Genomic DNA, 15,990 nt, shown 5'->3' with positions numbered 1-15,990 from the left:
GGAGGGCTCGATCAGCCCGCAGCGGCGGCACCCGCGCGCGGGTCTCGCGCTCGAGGCCCTGCCGCCTCTAGGCTGTCGGCCATGCTCGCCGTCTTCCCCGTGATCCTGCTGGCCGCCATGGTGATCGCGCTGATCGACATCATCATGCGCGACGACTGGCAGGTGCGGCACCTGCCGAAGTTCGGGTGGATCCTCCTGGTCATCCTCCTGCCGCTCGTCGGCACGCTGCTGTGGTTCCTGCTCGGCCGCGAGTACGGCGGCGCATCGGCCGGCGAGGGCATCGGCTCGCTCATGGCTCAGCGCAGCGCGCAGGGTTCGCGCTCGCCGGTGCCACCCGCGCCGCAGCCCAGCACGACCGAGCAGCAACTCGCCGACCTCGACCGCGAGATCGAGTATTACCAGCGCCGTGCCGAGCTCGACCGCCTCAAGCGCGAAGCCGACGGCGACGCCGGAGCCGCCCGGTAGGCACTGCGCCAGGCTGGGCGACTCGGCCGCCTGTGGACAACTCCTGCGGTTGTCAGTGGGAGCTGCGAACATCGAACGGATGCCCACCTTCGCTGCGTACGACGGAACCGAACTCGCCTATCACGAGCACGGAGATGGAGCGGCATCGCAGCCGCTCGTCTGCGTTCCCGGGGGCCCGATGCACGACTCCCGCTATCTGGGAGACCTCGGCGGCCTCGCGGTGCTCCGCCCACTGATCATGTTCGACCCGCGGGGCACCGGCGCGTCCGGTGTTCCCTCAGACCTCTCGTCGTATCGATGCGACCGACTCGTCGACGACCTCGAGGCGCTGCGGGAGCATCTCGGGCTCGACCGGTTCGATCTGCTGGCCCATTCGGCGGGCACGAACCTCGCGCTCCTGTACGCGGCCAGGTACCCGCAGCGCATCGACCGACTCGTGCTCGTCACACCGAGCGCTGCGGCGCTCGGCCTGATGGTGACGGCGGCGACGCGGCTCTCGATCGCGGAGCTCCGATCGGGCGAGCCGTGGTTCGCCGCGGCATTCGCCGCGTTGCAGGCGATCGTGGCCGGCGGGGGTGACGACTGGGAGGCGATCGCCCCCTTCGCCTACGGGCGGTGGGATGCCGCGGCGCAAGCGCATCGAGCCGCCGACGAGCGTCATCGCAACGACGAGGCAGCGGCCGTGTTCGCCGCCGACGGCGCGTTCGATCCCGAGTCGACGCGTGCCGCGCTCGCCGGGCTCCGGGCCCCGGCGCTGCTCGTCGCCGGAGAGGTCGACCTCAACTCGCCGCCCGCGATGGTCGAAGAGATGGCCTCGGCGTTGCCTGTTGCCGACGTCGTGGTGCAAGCCGGCGCAGCCCACTTCCCCTGGCTCGACGACGCGGCGGCGTTCACCGCCACGGTCGACCGGTTCCTGAGCACCGCAGTGCAAGGTGCATCCGACTCATCAGTGCAGGTCGCTGCCGGGCGCTGAGATTCAGTCGGCGACACGCCCGGCAGCGGGCGCGGGGTTCACCTCGCGGTCGCCTCGAGGCCAGCTCCGAGACATCCGCGCCCGATTGCATGACGGTGCGACCCCGACGCGCGACCTCCGACCGCCAGCCCGGCGGATGAGAGCCTGCGCGCTTGCGTGGCCGCTCCGCCCCCTGCAACGAAGGACGCTCATGACCACGACGAAGAACGCGACGCGCTGGGGGAGACGGGGTGCGGTGTCGGCCGCCCTGCTCGCCATGCTCGCCGGGGTGCTCGCAGCACCCGCCCCGGCGCTCGCCGCCGCCGATGTGCCCGCCGAACCGGTGATCTCGACCGGCGCGACCACCTGGAAGTACCTCGACGACGGCAGCGACCCCGCGCGCGGTGCCTCGCCGCTGCGCGTCTGGACGACGACCGGTTTCAACGACAGCGACTGGAAGTCGGCGCAGGGCAGCTTCGGGGCCAAGGGCGGCAAGCTCGCGCCCGTCGGCCCGCTCACGCCGAAGACGCTGCTGAACCAGTACATCAATGGCACGTCCGCGCCCGACGTGCCGACCTTCTTCTTCCGCACGACCTTCGACCTCGCCGCGGGCGTCTCCGCCGAGGTCGGCTCGATCGTCGGCGACCTCGTCTACGACGACGGCGCAGTGGTCTGGATCAACGGCGAACGCGTCGCCGGCTTCGACGCCGACCGCGTGACCGAGACGACCAACGTCCAGTACGCGGGATCCGGCTCCTCCGACCCCGCGACCGGCCACTTCGAGGTCGACGGCGACGTGCTCGTCGACGGCACGAACACGGTCGCGATCGCGCTCTACCAGGACCGCGAGACGAGCTCCGACATCTACCTCGACATGACCTCGCTCCGGCTGCTGCCGGCCGGCGAGCCCGGCGTGCCCGTCGCGGTGCCCCCGACGCGCGTCATCATGACGCCGACCGAGACGCCCGAGACCTCGCAGTCGTTCTCGTGGCTCGCGGGCGACGTCTCGCACACGAGCGGCCAGGTGCAGATCCGCGCGGCGGCGGGCGGCGACATCCGCTCGGTCGATGCGTACGCGGCCGGAACCGTCAACGGCAACCCCAAGCAGCACTTCTCGGCGACGGTCGACGCGCTCGCCCCGGCGACCGCGTACTCGTACCGCGTCGGGCTCGAAGGAGCCTGGAGCGACTGGCACGAGTTCACGACCGCCGACCCGAACGACAGCGACTTCCAGTTCGTCTACTACGGCGACGCGCAGATCGGCCTCGACACCACGTGGCCGTCGGTCGTGAAGCAGGCCGAGGCCACCGCGCCCGACTCGATCGGCTCGGTGCACGCCGGCGACCTGATCAACACCGGCAGCAACGAGACCGAGTGGCTCAACTGGTTCAAGGGCATGGAGACCTCGGCCGCGACGACCAACGTCATGGCCGCTCCCGGCAACCACGAGTACTCGGGCGACAAGTTGCTGAAGTCGTGGAAGGCGAACTTCGAGTACCCGCACAACAACCCCACCACCGCGACCACGGGCGACCTCGCCCAGCTCGCGGTCGGTGACACGGATGTCGCGAAGCAGTACGCGGCCTACTTCGAGCACTGGACGCAGTTCGCCGCCGAGACGGTGTACTTCACCGACTACCAGGACATGCGCTTCATCACGCTGAACGCGACGCGCGACACGACCTTCCTCACCCCCGACGTGCTGCCCGCCTGTGCTGCGGCCGACTGCCCGTCGACGAAGGTCGCGCGGCTCTGGACCGAGTTCCAGGCGGCATGGCTCGACTACGTGCTCGAGTCGAGCCCCTCGAAATGGAACGTCGTGACCTTCCACCAGCCCGTCTACTCGACCTCGGCCGGACGCAACGAGCCCGTGCTTCGCGAGTTCTGGGTGCCGATCTTCCAGAAGCACGACATCGATCTCGTCATGATGGGCCACGACCACACCTACGCCCGCGGCTACAACAACGACGACGTCACCGAGACCCCCGGCATCACCGACGGCCCGGTCTACATCGTCTCGAACTCGGGTGCCAAGCACTACGAGCTCGAGACCGACGAGAAGAACGTGTGGACGAACAACAACGCCACGCAGGTGCTGCGCGGTGCGGGCGTCACGACCTACCAGGTCATCGACGTCTCGGGCGACGCCCTCGTCTACCGCTCCTACCTCGCGGAGAAGACCGCGGCCGCGACGACGGACCTGCCGATCGGCGCCGTCTACGACGAGTTCACGGTGACGAAGAAGGACGACGGACGCAAGTGGGTCACCGAGGCCGGCGTCACGCCGCCCGTCGAGCCCGAGCCCGGTACCGCTCCCGAGCCCGTCGACCCCGCTGAGCTGACCGACGCGACCCGCGGCGACATCACCGTGCCGGCGAAGGTGACCGTCGGCGTGCCCTTCACCGTCGGCCTCGGCGACGAGCAGGCGGGCGCCGAGGTCTGGGCGTGGCTGTACTCGGAGCCGACGCTGCTCGGCGCCGCCACGGCAGACGCCGGCGGCGAGTTCACGACCGTCGTGCCCGCCGCGACCACGCCCGGTGAGCACCGGCTCGTGGTGCAGGCGGCCGACGGCACGCTCATCGGCTGGGCGCCGGTGCAGGTCGGCGCGGCAGCCGGTGGCGGCAGCGGCGGCACGGAAGGCACCGGTTCGGCCGGCACCGGCAGCGTGAGCGGCGACCTCGCCAGCACGGGCGCCGAGGCATCCGCTGCGCTGTGGGCGGCCGGCGTGCTGCTCGCGCTCGGCGGTCTCGTGACCGCGATCGCGATCCGCCGTCGTAAGCAGTCGAGCGGTCCGGTCTCGCTGGGTTAGCAACCGAGCGGATGCCGCGGCTCGCGGCATCCGCTCGTGCACGTGCGAACGCCCGACCGGGAGACCGGTCGGGCGTTCTCGCGTTCGCCTAGCGCGCCGTCGCCCTGGCCACAGGGTCGGCGGCGTGCGTCGCGTGCACGAAGGCCGCGAGTTCGGCGGCCATGGCTTCGGGCTCCCAGCCGTGCTCGCTGCCGGGCATCGGCTTCCAGCTCGCTCCGGGGACGGCGGCGGCGATGGATTCGGCGGCCGGCGTCATGATGTCGTAGGTCGCCTCGCCGACCATCGCGAGCACTGGAATGCGGAGGCCGCCGAAGAGCTGCGCGTGCGGTGCCGACTCGGCCCACGCGAGCGATTCGCCGTCGGGGCGCAGGCTCGGCGCCTGCTCGATCATGGCGGGGATGCTGCGCACGATCTCGAGGATCTCGGGCGGCATGTCTTTCATGTACTCGTCGAGGGCGGCGGCGTTCTCGCCGGCGTCGATGCGCCGGTTCACCTCGTCGGCCCACTCGCGGGCGCCGCTGTTCGGCGGTGCGAGCGGCGCCTCCCAGAGCGCCAGCGCGGCGACGGGGAGCCCGTCGACCGCAGCACGCAGCGAGATCGAGCAGCCCGACGAGTGACCGCAGAGCGCGGCTCGACCGCCGACGACGTCGATGAGCGCCTCGATCGCCGCGAGTTCGCGTTCGAGCGTGATGACCCCCTCGACGGCGCTCTCACCGCGCCCGACGCGGTCGTACACGATCGCGGTGACGCCGCGGTCGGCCAGGAGCTCGGCCGTGCGGGTGGTGTCGGGGTCGACCTCGCGCCACGGGCCGGCGCCGACGACGAAGATGAGCGCCGGGCCGTCGCCGCGGCGGTCGTAGGCGACGCGGTCGCCGGCTGAGGTGGTCACGAACTCGGACATGAGATCCCCTTCTCGAAATGGACTGACCAGTTTGATTTTCTCAAACTAGACTGTCTAGCACGAAACGTCAAGGGAGAGTGTGCATGGCCGTCGCGAAGGCACCCACGCAATCGGAGCGCAAGCACCTCGCCATGCTCGCCGCGGCCGAGCAGTTGTTTCTGCGCCACGGCTACCTCGGCACGAGCATGGACGAGCTCGCCGAGCTCTCGCAGGTGTCGAAGCAGACGGTCTACGCCCACTTCGGCAGCAAGGAGGCGCTCTTCGTCGAACTCGTCTCGTCGATGACCGCCCGGGCGGGTGACGGCCTGCACGACCTCGACGAGGTGCCCGCGCCCGACGGTGACGTCGCCGGGTTCCTCGAGCGCTATGCCGCCGACGAGCTCACCGTCGTGATGACCCCGAGGCTGTTGCGGCTGCGCCGACTCGTCATCGGCGAGGTCGAGCGCTTTCCCGACCTCGCCAGGGCGCTCTACGAGAACGGGCCGGCACGCGCCATCCGCTCGCTCGCGGTCACGATCGCCGCGCTCGCCGAGCGCGGCCTGCTCTCGGTCGATGACGCGGTCGAAGCGGCGACGACCTTCAACTGGCTCGTCATGGGCGCCCCCATGAACGAGGCGATGCTGCTCGGCGACGACGCGATCCCCGATGCCGACGCACTGCGGCGGCATGCCGCGCACGCGGCGCGGGTGTTCGTCGCGACGTACGGCGCCGACCGGCACTGAGCACCCGCCGGCCGCCGCGACCGCGGCCCGCATGTCGGTCGCCGGTGGCAGACTGGGCCCGTGCTGCTCGATGAACTCGTGCTGACCGCCGACACCGTCACGTCGACCCGCTCGCGCCTCGCGAAGATCGAGGCGCTGGCCGAGCAGCTGCGCCGACTCGAGCCCGACGAGATCGCGCCGGCCATCGGGTTCCTCGTCGGCAAGCCGCGGCAGGGCCGCGTGGGCGTCGGATGGCGCGGGGTCGCCGCCGCGACCGGGCAGCCCGCCGAGCAGCCGACGATCACCGTGGGCGAACTCGACGCCGTGCTCGATCGGCTCGCCGCGGCATCCGGTGCCGGGTCGTCGGGCGAGCGAGCCCGCGAGCTCGCCGACCTGATCGGTCGTGCGACCGATCGCGAGCAGGGCTTCATCGGCCGGGTGCTGCTCGGCGAGGTGCGCACCGGGGCGCTCGAGGGCGTCGTCACCGACGCGATCGCCCGGGCGGCCGAACGACCGGTCGCCGTCGTGCGCCGCGCGGCGATGCTCTCGGGCGACCTCGGTGAGACCGCTCGGCTCGCGCTGACCGGCTCCGAGGCCGAACTCGAGGCCGTCGGCCTCGTCGTCGGGCGGCCCGTGCTGCCGATGCTCGCGGCCACGGCGTCGAGCGCGGCCGCCGCGCTCGAGACCACTGGCGAAGCCTCGGTCGAGTTCAAGCTCGACGGCGCGCGCATCCAGGTGCACCGCGCGGGCGACGAAGTGCGGGTCTTCACCCGCAACCTCGCCGACGTGACCCGGCGACTGCCCGAGGTCGTCGACGTCGTGCGACGACTGCCGGTGCACGACGTGATCCTCGACGGCGAGACGCTCTCGCTCGACGAAGACGGAGCGCCTCGGCCGTTCCAAGACACGATGTCGAGCTTCGGCGCCGAGTCCGCGCGCGAGACGGTGCTGCATCCGTGGTTCTTCGACGTGCTGCACGTCGACGGGCGCGACCTGCTCGACGAACCGCTCGCGACGAGACTCGCCGAGCTCGAACGCATCGCACCCGCGCACCGCATCCCCGGCGAGGTCACCGCCGACCCCGAGGTCGCCGAGCGGGTCTCGCGCGACGCGCTCGCCGCCGGCCAGGAGGGCGTGGTCGTCAAGGCCATCGGCTCGCCTTACGCGGCGGGCCGGCGCGGCTCGAGCTGGATCAAGGTCAAGCCCGTGCTCACCTACGACCTCGTCGTGCTCGCCTGCGAATGGGGTTCGGGCCGGCGCACGGGGTGGCTCTCGAACCTGCACCTCGGCGCGCTCGACCCGACCGGCGAGTTCGGCGAGCCCGGCGGATTCGTGATGGTCGGCAAGACCTTCAAGGGGCTCACCGACGAGCTGCTGCGTTGGCAGACCGAGCGCTTTCCGCAGATCGAGACCCGGCGCACCGACAACACGGTGTGGGTCGAGCCGGTCATCGTCGTCGAGATCGCGATCGACGGCGTGCAGCGCTCGAGCCGCTACCCGGGCGGCATCGCGCTGCGCTTCGCGAGGGTGAAGCGCTACCGCGACGACAAGACGGCGGCCGATGCCGACACGATCCAGACGCTCCGGGGCCTACTGCGCGTGTGACGCGGCCGAGCCCGCGGCGATTCACGGCGTGATCGAGTCGACGAAGGCATGCGCCTCGCTCGCGATCTCGCGCCACCGGTCGACGCCGTCGCCGAACGGCACGACCGCCCACTCCCGCATCGGCCGCCCGCGCATCACCATGTTGTCGAGCCCGAGCTCGTCGATGCGGGCCTCGGGCAGCTTCACCACGAGGCTGCCGCTGTTCGCCACGAACGCGAAGAGCTTGCCGCGCACCGAGACGCCGTCGGAGCCGAACATCCGGCCGATCGCGACGTCGGGTCGAGCGAGCAGCTCGGGTGCGAGCTCGTCGAGTCGCCGGCGGCCCGCCTCGCGTTCGGCCTTGGGCGCGTCGTTCATGCGAGGGGGGCCTCGGCGGCCATGTCGAAGCCCGTGACGGGGTCGCCCGCTCGTTCGAAGACGAGCTGCACGGCGCCCTTCGGGAACGCTTTCGGCGGTTCGGCGAGCGCGAACGCCGTCGGCACGAACCCCTCGGCCCAGAGCCGTTTTCCGGAACCTAGCACGATCGGGTACACCCACAGGTTGAGCCGATCGACGAGCCCCTCGGCGATGAGGGATCGCGTGAGGTCGCCGCTGCCGATCACGTGGATCTCGTCGAACCGGTCGCGAATCGCCGCCACCTCGGTCGCGACATCCCGCACCACGGTTGTGCCGGCCCAGCTCGGATCGCTCAGGGTGCGCGAGGCGACGAACTTCGGCACGGCGTTGAACTTCGCCGCGATCGGCTCCTCGTCGCTCACGTTCGGCCAGTAGCCGGCGAAGATGTCGTAGGTCGTGCGCCCGAGCAGCAGCGCCTGCAGGCGGTCGATGCCGGCGTCGATCGACTCGCCGGTCTCGTCGTCGAAGTACGCGCCCTGCCAGCCGCCCAGCTCGAATCCGCCCGAGGTGTCCTCCTCGGCGCCTCCCGGCCCCTGGTACACCCCGTCGAGGGTGATGAAGAGGTCGACGACGATGATTCCCATGATGTGCTCCTTCGCAGTGAACGGCGACGGATGCCGCCCCGTACTCGAACATCGAATGGGATGCCGTGCTTCGGCATCGGTTCTAATCTCCCGCATCGGCCGGGTCGATGGAACCCCCGATCCGGTCGCGATCGGGAGTGCGCATCACGGCCTGCGCTCGTGCACCGTGATCACGGTCGACACGAGCTCCACGCGCTCACTCGGCTCGAAGCCGGCGCGCCGAAGGGTCGCGACGTCGTCCTCGACGCCGGCGGCCCCGCGCGACACCACGACGACTCGGTCGACCGCCTCGAGGCGTTCGTCGAGTTCGCCGAGCGGCGCCGTGACGTCCCACAGGTGGTCGGTCGCGTCGTACGGGCGCACGAGTGCGAGGTCGACGAGGCCCTCGAAGCCGTGCGGATAGGCGTGCATCGCGAGACGTGGTCGTCGCGATGGGCGAACGGTCTCGTCGAACACGATGCCGTCGCCGGGTTCGGAGACCTCGTCGACGACCTCGGAGACCGCCTGCCAGTCGGTGCCGCCGTTCTTCCAGTACGGCGACCGCTGATCGAGGTAGGCGGGCAGTGCGAGCACCGCGATGACGGCGATGGCGACGACCCGCAGCCAGCGGCGGGGGAGAGCTGCGACGGCGATCGCGATCAGGATCGCCGCTCCGGGCGCGCAGAACGCGAGATAGCGGGGCGTGTAGCCGAGCGAGGCGACGGCCGCGACGAGCAGCAGGGCCGCGGTCGGCACGAGCGCCCACGCCGCGCCGAGCACGAGCAGCTGCCGATCAGCGGATGCCGCGACGCGGCGCTGCGGTACCGCGCGGGTGATGACGACGGCGACGGCCACCGTGATGCAGGCCAACGCCACGAGTGCGACCGGCTCGAACATGAACCACTGCCGGATGAGCACCGCCTCGGGCGTCACCTCGCGCGACGCCCTCGAGAACGCGATCTGGTCGCGCTGCATGACGGCCGCGACGCCGATCGGAACGGCGAGCAGGGCCGCGCCCGCCCAGGCGAGCAGGAAGGGCAGCAGACGGGGGCCGCGCGCCCGCCCCGCCCGGCGCAGCTCGAGGGCCACGACGACGGCGTGCACCGGAATGAGCAGTGCCGTGTAGAGGAAGAGGTAGCTCGCGAGCGCGAGCCCGACGGCGTAGACCCACCACCACGCCCGGCGCATGGGCGCGTCGAGCAGCCGCAGCGCGAGCAGCGTGAGCCAGACGGCGGCCGCGGTCGAGAACGCGAGCGAGCGGGCCTCCGTCGCGAGGAACGTCACGCGCGGCAGCACGGCGAAGATCACCGCGGCGATCACCGCCGTCTCGCGCGGTGCACGGCGGCGGACCAGCAGGTAGAGACCGGCGGATGCCGCGCCCACGGCCAGGCCCGAGGGCAGGCGGATCGCGAACGGCGAGTCGCCGGCGACGTCGATCCACAGGTGCAGCAGCACGTAGTAGAGCCCGTGCACGGCGTCGACCGTGCCGAGCATCGCCCAGAGGGAGGCCCAGTCGCGGCGCGCCGACATGATGCTCGCGGCCTCGTCGCCCCAGATCGACGGGATCCACGACCCGGCGACCACGACGACGGTCGTCGCGGCACCGATGACAACCGCCACGCGCCCATCCGGCCAGCGGGCGGTCGATCGGCTCCTCGTCACGGAGTCGGTGCCTGCGACGTGCTCCGACCTGACCATCAGGGCCATGATGCGCACTGATGCTCGCCTCCGCGAGGGGGTGGCGCTTCGGCCCGGAACCGTGCTCGGTCACGAGGCGAGCGCGGTGCGGATCTCCTCCTCGATGAGATCGGCGTTGATGGCCGCGCCCGCGAGGTTGCCGCCCCCTGCAGCGCCCGGCACGGACGCTGCGGGGTTCACGACGTTGCCCGCCGCCCAGAGACCGGCGACGCTCGTGCGACCCATCGGGTCGACCTCCACCCATTCGCCGCCGCCAGGCCCGAAGCCCTCGCCGGTCGCGGCGCCGAGCCCGACGAGCAGTCCGTCGTTCGGTACGAACGTCGGTCCGAGGAAGATCGAGTCGAGGGCCACCTCGGCTCCGTCGACGAGACGGATGCCTCGCAGCGTGCCGTCGTCATCGGAGAGCACGCGATCGACGGGGCGTCGCTCGACCTCGATGCCGCGGGCGAGAATGCCGGCGAGATCGTCGGCCGCGACATCCGTGTCGTTCAGGAAGAAGGTGACCGTCGGCGACCACTGGCGCAGCAGCTGCACCTGGTGCACGCTGCGCGGGCCGGTGGCGAGCACGCCGATGCGACGGTCGCGCACCTCCCAGCCGTCGCAGTAGGGGCAGACCACGGCGCCCCGGCCCCACTGCCCGGCGAGTCCGGGAATCGCGGGCAGCTCGTCTCGAAGCCCGGTGGCGACGAGCAGGCGGCGCGCGACGTGCACCTCGCCCGTGCCGAGGGTCACGCCGAAGCCGCGCTCGCCGGAGGCCCCGACGGCGGGCGCGACCGCGGCGACCTCGTCGCTGCGCACGACGCCCCCGTAGCGCTCGACCTCCGCACGGCCCGTGGCGAGCAGCTCCATCGGCGACCAGCCGTCACGGCCGAGCACGCCGTGCATGTGCGCCGCGAAGCGGTTGCGCGGGGCGCCGCCGTCGAGCACGAGCACCCGACGGCGGGCGCGCACGAGCATGAGCGCCGCGCTGAGTCCGGCGCTGCCGCCGCCGACGATGATGACATCCCAGGGTTCCTGTTGCATGACTCCAGCCTCGCGATAGCCTGAACGAAGCGCAACGACTGTTGCCGAAATGGCAAAGGATGGCTCGATGAACGACGACCTCGACACGATGCTCGGCGGCGTTGCACCGCGACTCCGCGAACTGCGGCTCCGCCGCGGGTACACGCTCGCCGACCTCGCCGCCGAGACCGGTATCTCGACGAGCACCCTCTCACGGCTCGAGTCGGGGCTGCGGCGACCGACGCTCGAACTGCTCATCCGCATCGCGGCGGCGTACCGGGCCAACCTCGACGACCTGGTCGGTGCGCCGCAGATCGCCGACCCACGGGTGCATCCGAAGCCGTTCTACCGCAACGGCAAGGCCATCATCCCGCTGACCCGGCAGAACCCCGACCTGCACGCCTTCAAGATGGTGCTGCCGGGGCATCCGCCCGACCAGCCCGTCGAACAGCGCGCGCACGACGGATACGACTGGATCTACGTGCTCAGCGGCCGGGTGCGGCTCGCGCTCGGCGGCGACGAGATCATCCTCGAAGCCGGCGAGGCAGCTGAGTTCGACACCCGGATGCCGCACGGCAGCGCGAGTGCGTCGACCGAGCCCGCCGAGATCCTGAACCTCCTGAGCGTGCAGGGCGAGCGCGTGCACGTGCGCACCGCGGAGTGACCGCGGCGCTCACGGGCGGGGGGCGACCGACTCCATGAACGGTCGGAGTGCGGCGACGGCGCGATCGACGATCTCGGCGGGCGCACCGGCGACGTCGACCGTGATGCCGGCCTCGTCGGGCGCGAGCGGTTCGAGCGTCGCGAGCTGCGAGTCGAGCAGGCTCGGCGGCATGAAGTGCCCGCTGCGCGCGCCCGAGCGAGCCGCGAGCAGCTCGTGCGAACCGTGCAGGTGCACGAACACGGTCGACGGCGCAGCGGCGCGCAACCGGTCGCGGTAGGCGCGCTTCAGGGCCGAACACGCCATCACGAGGCCCGTGTTCGCGGCTTCGAGCTCGGCGCCGACGACATCGAGCCACGGCTCGCGGTCGGCGTCGTCGAGTGCGGCTCCGGAGGCCATCTTCGCCACGTTCGCCGCCGGGTGCAGGTCGTCGGCGTCGCGGAACGGCAGCCCGAGCCGCTCGGCGAGCACGCGGCCCACGGTCGACTTTCCGGCCGCTGAGACGCCCATGACGGCGATGCGAATGCCCATCCCGTAATTCTGTCAGGTGCGCCGGCGGTCGGATCTCCGTGCGGGTGGTGCGCGCGACGGTGCGCCGCTAAGGTTAGGGTTACCTAACTCTGGAGGCCCGGTGGCGATCAGCAATATCGAGATCACGCACGCGACGACCGGTGTCGTCGAGGTCGAGGTGACACGTGCGGCCCGCATCTCCCCGCACTTCGTGCGGCTGACCGTGGCGGGCGACGACCTCGCAGGGTGGCGCCACCTCGGGTTCGACCAGTGGTTCCGGCTCGCGGTGCCGGTCGCCGATGGCACGCGGTTCGACAACCTCTCCGGCACATACGACATGGCGGGGTACCTGCGCTACCTCACCCTGCCGCGATCGACCCGGCCGGTCATCCGCAACTACACGGTGCGCGAGTTCCGCCCCGAGGAGCTCGAGCTCGACATCGACTTCGTGGTGCACGGCGACTCCGGCATCGCCGGACCCTGGGCCGACAGCCTGCCCCTCGGGGCAACCGTCGCCCTCATCGACCAGGGCTGCGGCTACCGCCCGGTCGACGCCGACCGCACGCTGCTCGTCGGCGACGAGAGCGCGCTGCCGGCGATCGTCGGCATCCTGCGCGACCTCCCGCGCGATGCGCGGGGCGACGCGCTCATCGAGTTGGCCGACCTCGACGACCGGCAGCACGTCGAGGCGCCCGACGGCGTCGACGTGCACTGGATCGTGCGCCGGCCGGGCGAGGCGCCCGGCGCAGCCGGCCTCGACCACCTCAGGCAGCTTCCCGAGTTCGCGGGCTCCGTGTACGCCTTCGCGGCCGGCGAGTCGAAGCTCGCGACGGGCACCCGCCGCCATCTCGTCGGCGAACGCGGGGTGCCGAAGGCCAACGTCACGTTCTGCGGGTACTGGCGAGCGAACTGACGGGCGCGTCTACTCGGCGAATTCCTGCACGATGACGTCGGATGCGTGGATGCAGACCATCCGCAGCCGGCTCGTGCCGATCGCGACGAAGCGGTGCCAGGTGTTCGCGGGCGCGGTCGCCGTGTCGCCCGCGGTCGCGACGAACTCCTGCTCGTCGATCGTGATGCGCACTTCGCCCTCGAGCACGATCCAGGTCTCGGGGTAGGGGTGGCGGTGCAGGCCCGGCCCCTGCCCCGGCTCGTTGTCGACGGAGAAGTACGAGACGGCGGCGCCGTGATCGCGCCCCTCGAAGCGGAGCGTCCGGCCGGAGCCGAGGCGGATCGCGTCGGCGGAGACGATCGGCGGGATCGACGTGGTGGTCGTCGTCGTGGTCTCGGCGGCGGTGGCGGTCGTGATGGTCATGAGTCGTCCTTTCATGGAATCGTTCGGCGGTTCCGATGGGAACAGGCTCCGCCAGCGGCATCCGCCTCGGTAGCATTTCGATGTGAATCGAAAGTTCGTGGACTTCCAGCTGGCACCCGACGACATCTCGGCGATCCGGTTCGGCGTCTCGCCGGGGCATGAGATGAGTCATGCGATGCGGGTGCTGCAGCGGCCCGAGGAGCAGCCCCTGCAGTGGGGCTGGCTGCGGAGCGTGCGCGACCGCGTGCCGCGAGACGCGTTCGAACTCATGGCCGTCATCATCGGCGAGGCCGGGTACTTCCCCGACTTCCTCACCGCGACCCCCACCTGGGACCTGACGCCGGCCGACGAGGCCGAGCGGCTCGGCGCGGTGCGCCCCGAGCTGCTGCGTGCCGACCTCACGAAGATGCTGGCCCGATCGACCGGCGCCCGGCACGACGCGATCGCCCGCATGATCGAGCGGCCGCTGCACGCACGAGCCATGATCGCCGAGGCGTGGAACGAGGTGTGGCAGGCCGTGCTCGAGCCCGTCTGGCCGCAGCTCGAACGGCTGCTGCGGGCCGACATCGCCGTGCGCTCACGCCGGATGGCGACCGGTGGCATCGCCGCGATGGCTGGCGGACTGCACGAGTCGGTCGCCTGGCAGAGCGATGTCGTGCGAGTGCGCATGCGGGCACACGAGGAACTCGTGGACTGCAGGGGGAGCGGACTCGTGCTCGTGCCGTCGGTGATGGGCGGCCTCGGCTGCGCGGTGCTCACCGAACCGCCCGCGCAGCCGACGATCTTCTACCCGGCGCAGGGAGTCACGGCGACGTGGGCGAAGGACCCCGCGGCCGCCTCCCGCTCGCTCGGCGCGCTCATCAGCGCGGCCCGGGCCGAGATCCTGCTCGCCGCGCACGACCCGCGCACCACGACCCAGGTCGCGGCCGACAGCGGCCTCGCCCTCTCGACCGCGTCGCACCACCTCACGGTGCTCCGCGAGAGCGGCCTGATCGCGAGCCGGCGCGAGGGCGCCCGCGTACTGCACGTGCGCACCCCACTCGGCGAGGCGCTCGTCGGCGCCACGATCTGAGACGAGCGGATGCCGCGGCTCGCGTCGCGGCATCCGCTCGGATTGCCCGGCCGTGCCCGACCGGGGATACTTCACGAGTGACCCTCGAATCCGCACCGAGCGCGATGCTCGACCCCCTCGGCCAGACACCGACCGGGCCCGCTGCGCCGCCCGTGCGCCGTTCACATGCCGCGGTCGCCTGGACCGTGGTCGGCGTCGCCCTCTTCCTGCTGCTGTCGGCGGCAGTGCTGGCGGCGACCGCGATCGCGAACCTCCGGTTCGACGCGGCGGTGGCGGCCCATCGCCTCGCCGTCGCCGAGGCCGCGGCGGCCGGTGAGTCGGCGGCCGCGGTCGAAGCGGATGCCGGTGCGACCGCCGAGATCGCGGCATCGGTGCTCGCCGCGCCCGACCCGCTCGTCGACACCGCGGCGAAGGCAACGCTGTCGGCAGCGGCCGGCGAGCTCGACGCGCTCATGGCCGCCCCGCCCGAGACGGAGATCGCCGAACCCGCCCGGCCGATGCCCCGCCCCGTGTGGTTCTCCGACCTCGACGCGGCTTCCGAACTGCTGAACGGGGAGACCGAGCGACTCGCCGGCATGGCCGCCGACGCCGACCAGTACGCCGCCGACCTCGCGACGGCCGACCACGAGGTCAGCGTCTCAGGCGACGCGTACATGGAGGCGATCGCCCCCGTCGCCGCCGCGGTCGAGGCCGCGAACGGATCGGCGCGCAACGTCGAGCGCATCGAGTACCGCAACAGCGTCGAGCAGCTCGCGAGCAGCACCTGGGGATACGACGCCGCCGCGCGCATGGACGCGTACGTCGTCGCGGCCGGCGCCCTGCAGTCGACGCACGCCGCCGAAGAGGCGGAGAAGGCGGGCCCGCTCTACGATCGCCGCGTCGCCGTCGAGACGTACGCCCGCTCGATCGCGGGCGGCGTGCTGCTCGAGTTCGACTGGGCCCCGATCGTCATCGGCTACGGCGACAACGGCTCGGCCGGCGGCACCGCGACGTGGGACACCTGGGAGGGGGGCCTGTCGACGATCACGCTCTCGAACAGCATCGCCGAGCAGTGGAACGACCCGGTCATGGTCGCGCTCGTCACGCACGAGGTCGGCCACGCGATCACCTCGAAGTGCTACGACCTCGTCGGCGAGTACGCCGACGACAACGAGCCCTGGGCCGTCGCGTGGGCGATCGGCATGGGCCACACCGACCCCAACGGCAACGGCGAATGGCTCTACGGCCGGCCCTCCGACGAGCTCATCGAGCGATCGAAGGGGTGCCGCTGAGCCGCTGAGGCGCCGCCCCTCCGACGAGCTCATCGAGCGATCGAAGGGGTGCCGCTGAGCCGCGACACC

General features: G+C 71.7%; 16 protein-coding genes. 9 read left to right on the top strand and 7 right to left on the bottom strand.

The window, feature by feature from the left end; all coding sequences use genetic code 11:
* The first annotated feature begins 81 nt into the window (after window positions 1-81).
* From VPH61_RS00565 to VPH61_RS00555, 3 genes are all read left to right on the top strand, one after another.
* Window positions 82-465 carry a PLDc N-terminal domain-containing protein gene (locus VPH61_RS00565; protein WP_332061569.1) on the top strand — a complete coding sequence of 128 codons (384 nt, stop codon included), beginning with the start codon at window positions 82-84 and terminating at the stop codon, window positions 463-465.
* 79 nt (window positions 466-544) lie between these two features.
* Window positions 545-1,438, top strand: a complete 894-nt coding sequence (locus tag VPH61_RS00560; RefSeq protein WP_332061568.1) for an alpha/beta fold hydrolase — start codon at window positions 545-547, stop codon at window positions 1,436-1,438.
* Window positions 1,439-1,628: 190 nt separating this feature from the next.
* Window positions 1,629-4,226, top strand: a complete 2,598-nt coding sequence (locus VPH61_RS00555; RefSeq protein WP_332061567.1) for a metallophosphoesterase family protein — start codon at window positions 1,629-1,631, stop codon at window positions 4,224-4,226.
* A gap of 88 nt (window positions 4,227-4,314) precedes the next feature.
* Here VPH61_RS00555 and VPH61_RS00550 read toward each other — a convergent pair whose 3' ends face one another.
* A complete protein-coding gene (locus tag VPH61_RS00550; RefSeq protein WP_332061566.1) occupies window positions 4,315-5,127 on the bottom strand; it encodes an alpha/beta fold hydrolase in 813 nt (270 codons plus the stop codon).
* An 83-nt stretch (window positions 5,128-5,210) separates the two neighbouring features.
* On the opposite strand from VPH61_RS00550, the gene VPH61_RS00545 reads away from it, so the two are divergent.
* Window positions 5,211-5,849, top strand: a complete 639-nt coding sequence (locus VPH61_RS00545; protein WP_332061565.1) for a TetR/AcrR family transcriptional regulator — start codon at window positions 5,211-5,213, stop codon at window positions 5,847-5,849.
* Window positions 5,850-5,909: 60 nt separating this feature from the next.
* Entirely contained in the window at window positions 5,910-7,433 is a 1,524-nt protein-coding gene (locus tag VPH61_RS00540) for an ATP-dependent DNA ligase (RefSeq protein WP_332061564.1), read from the top strand.
* A gap of 21 nt (window positions 7,434-7,454) precedes the next feature.
* Here VPH61_RS00540 and VPH61_RS00535 read toward each other — a convergent pair whose 3' ends face one another.
* From VPH61_RS00535 to VPH61_RS00520, 4 genes are all read right to left on the bottom strand, one after another.
* Entirely contained in the window at window positions 7,455-7,790 is a 336-nt protein-coding gene (locus VPH61_RS00535) for a hypothetical protein (protein ID WP_332061563.1), read from the bottom strand.
* Window positions 7,787-8,413, bottom strand: a complete 627-nt coding sequence (locus VPH61_RS00530; RefSeq protein ID WP_332061562.1) for a dihydrofolate reductase family protein — start codon at window positions 8,411-8,413, stop codon at window positions 7,787-7,789. The genes VPH61_RS00535 and VPH61_RS00530 overlap by 4 nt, the downstream gene beginning before the upstream one ends.
* A 144-nt stretch (window positions 8,414-8,557) precedes the next feature.
* A complete protein-coding gene (locus tag VPH61_RS00525) occupies window positions 8,558-10,012 on the bottom strand; it encodes a glycosyltransferase family 39 protein (protein WP_332061561.1) in 1,455 nt (484 codons plus the stop codon).
* A gap of 147 nt (window positions 10,013-10,159) precedes the next feature.
* Window positions 10,160-11,113: an NAD(P)/FAD-dependent oxidoreductase gene (locus tag VPH61_RS00520; protein WP_332061560.1), complete on the bottom strand. Its 954-nt coding sequence runs from the start codon at window positions 11,111-11,113 to the stop codon at window positions 10,160-10,162.
* 67 nt (window positions 11,114-11,180) lie between these two features.
* Here VPH61_RS00520 and VPH61_RS00515 point away from each other — a divergent pair, with 67 nt between their 5' ends.
* Window positions 11,181-11,756 (top strand): helix-turn-helix domain-containing protein, encoded by a 576-nt coding sequence (locus VPH61_RS00515; protein ID WP_332061559.1) that lies wholly within the window; start codon window positions 11,181-11,183, stop codon window positions 11,754-11,756.
* Window positions 11,757-11,765: 9 nt separating this feature from the next.
* On the opposite strand, the gene VPH61_RS00510 is transcribed toward VPH61_RS00515, so the two are convergent.
* Window positions 11,766-12,284 carry a gluconokinase gene (locus VPH61_RS00510; protein ID WP_332061558.1) on the bottom strand — a complete coding sequence of 173 codons (519 nt, stop codon included), beginning with the start codon at window positions 12,282-12,284 and terminating at the stop codon, window positions 11,766-11,768.
* Window positions 12,285-12,384: 100 nt separating this feature from the next.
* On the opposite strand from VPH61_RS00510, the gene VPH61_RS00505 reads away from it, so the two are divergent.
* Entirely contained in the window at window positions 12,385-13,176 is a 792-nt protein-coding gene (locus VPH61_RS00505) for a siderophore-interacting protein (RefSeq protein ID WP_332061557.1), read from the top strand.
* 9 nt (window positions 13,177-13,185) lie between these two features.
* Here the strand turns inward: VPH61_RS00505 and VPH61_RS00500 are convergent, their stop codons facing one another.
* On the bottom strand, window positions 13,186-13,578 hold the full coding sequence (locus VPH61_RS00500; RefSeq protein WP_332061556.1) for a cupin domain-containing protein: 393 nt from the start codon (window positions 13,576-13,578) through the stop codon (window positions 13,186-13,188).
* A gap of 82 nt (window positions 13,579-13,660) precedes the next feature.
* Here VPH61_RS00500 and VPH61_RS00495 point away from each other — a divergent pair, with 82 nt between their 5' ends.
* Together VPH61_RS00495 and VPH61_RS00490 are read left to right on the top strand one after the other, a co-directional pair.
* Window positions 13,661-14,650: an ArsR/SmtB family transcription factor gene (locus tag VPH61_RS00495; protein WP_332061555.1), complete on the top strand. Its 990-nt coding sequence runs from the start codon at window positions 13,661-13,663 to the stop codon at window positions 14,648-14,650.
* Window positions 14,651-14,727: 77 nt separating this feature from the next.
* Window positions 14,728-15,921 (top strand): hypothetical protein, encoded by a 1,194-nt coding sequence (locus VPH61_RS00490; RefSeq protein WP_332061554.1) that lies wholly within the window; start codon window positions 14,728-14,730, stop codon window positions 15,919-15,921.
* Window positions 15,922-15,990 lie beyond the last annotated feature (69 nt).

This window comes from Agromyces sp. CCNWLW203 (genome assembly GCF_036576125.1).
GTDB lineage: Bacteria > Actinomycetota > Actinomycetes > Actinomycetales > Microbacteriaceae > Agromyces.
This window is presented reverse-complemented; position numbering and strand designations above follow the sequence as displayed.

What these genes read in the sequence shown, in the direction of transcription:
- VPH61_RS00520 (WP_332061560.1), bottom strand. Translation starts at nt 11,113, where the DNA reads ATGCAACAGGAACCCTGGGATGTCATCATCGTCGGCGGCGGCAGCGCC.
- VPH61_RS00535 (WP_332061563.1), bottom strand. Translation starts at nt 7,790, where the DNA reads ATGAACGACGCGCCCAAGGCCGAACGCGAGGCGGGCCGCCGGCGACTC.
- VPH61_RS00550 (WP_332061566.1), bottom strand. Translation starts at nt 5,127, where the DNA reads ATGTCCGAGTTCGTGACCACCTCAGCCGGCGACCGCGTCGCCTACGAC.
- VPH61_RS00565 (WP_332061569.1), top strand. Translation starts at nt 82, where the DNA reads ATGCTCGCCGTCTTCCCCGTGATCCTGCTGGCCGCCATGGTGATCGCG.
- VPH61_RS00530 (WP_332061562.1), bottom strand. Translation starts at nt 8,413, where the DNA reads ATGGGAATCATCGTCGTCGACCTCTTCATCACCCTCGACGGGGTGTAC.
- VPH61_RS00500 (WP_332061556.1), bottom strand. Translation starts at nt 13,578, where the DNA reads ATGACCATCACGACCGCCACCGCCGCCGAGACCACGACGACGACCACC.
- VPH61_RS00515 (WP_332061559.1), top strand. Translation starts at nt 11,181, where the DNA reads ATGAACGACGACCTCGACACGATGCTCGGCGGCGTTGCACCGCGACTC.
- VPH61_RS00510 (WP_332061558.1), bottom strand. Translation starts at nt 12,284, where the DNA reads ATGGGCATTCGCATCGCCGTCATGGGCGTCTCAGCGGCCGGAAAGTCG.
- VPH61_RS00545 (WP_332061565.1), top strand. Translation starts at nt 5,211, where the DNA reads ATGGCCGTCGCGAAGGCACCCACGCAATCGGAGCGCAAGCACCTCGCC.
- VPH61_RS00555 (WP_332061567.1), top strand. Translation starts at nt 1,629, where the DNA reads ATGACCACGACGAAGAACGCGACGCGCTGGGGGAGACGGGGTGCGGTG.
- VPH61_RS00560 (WP_332061568.1), top strand. Translation starts at nt 545, where the DNA reads ATGCCCACCTTCGCTGCGTACGACGGAACCGAACTCGCCTATCACGAG.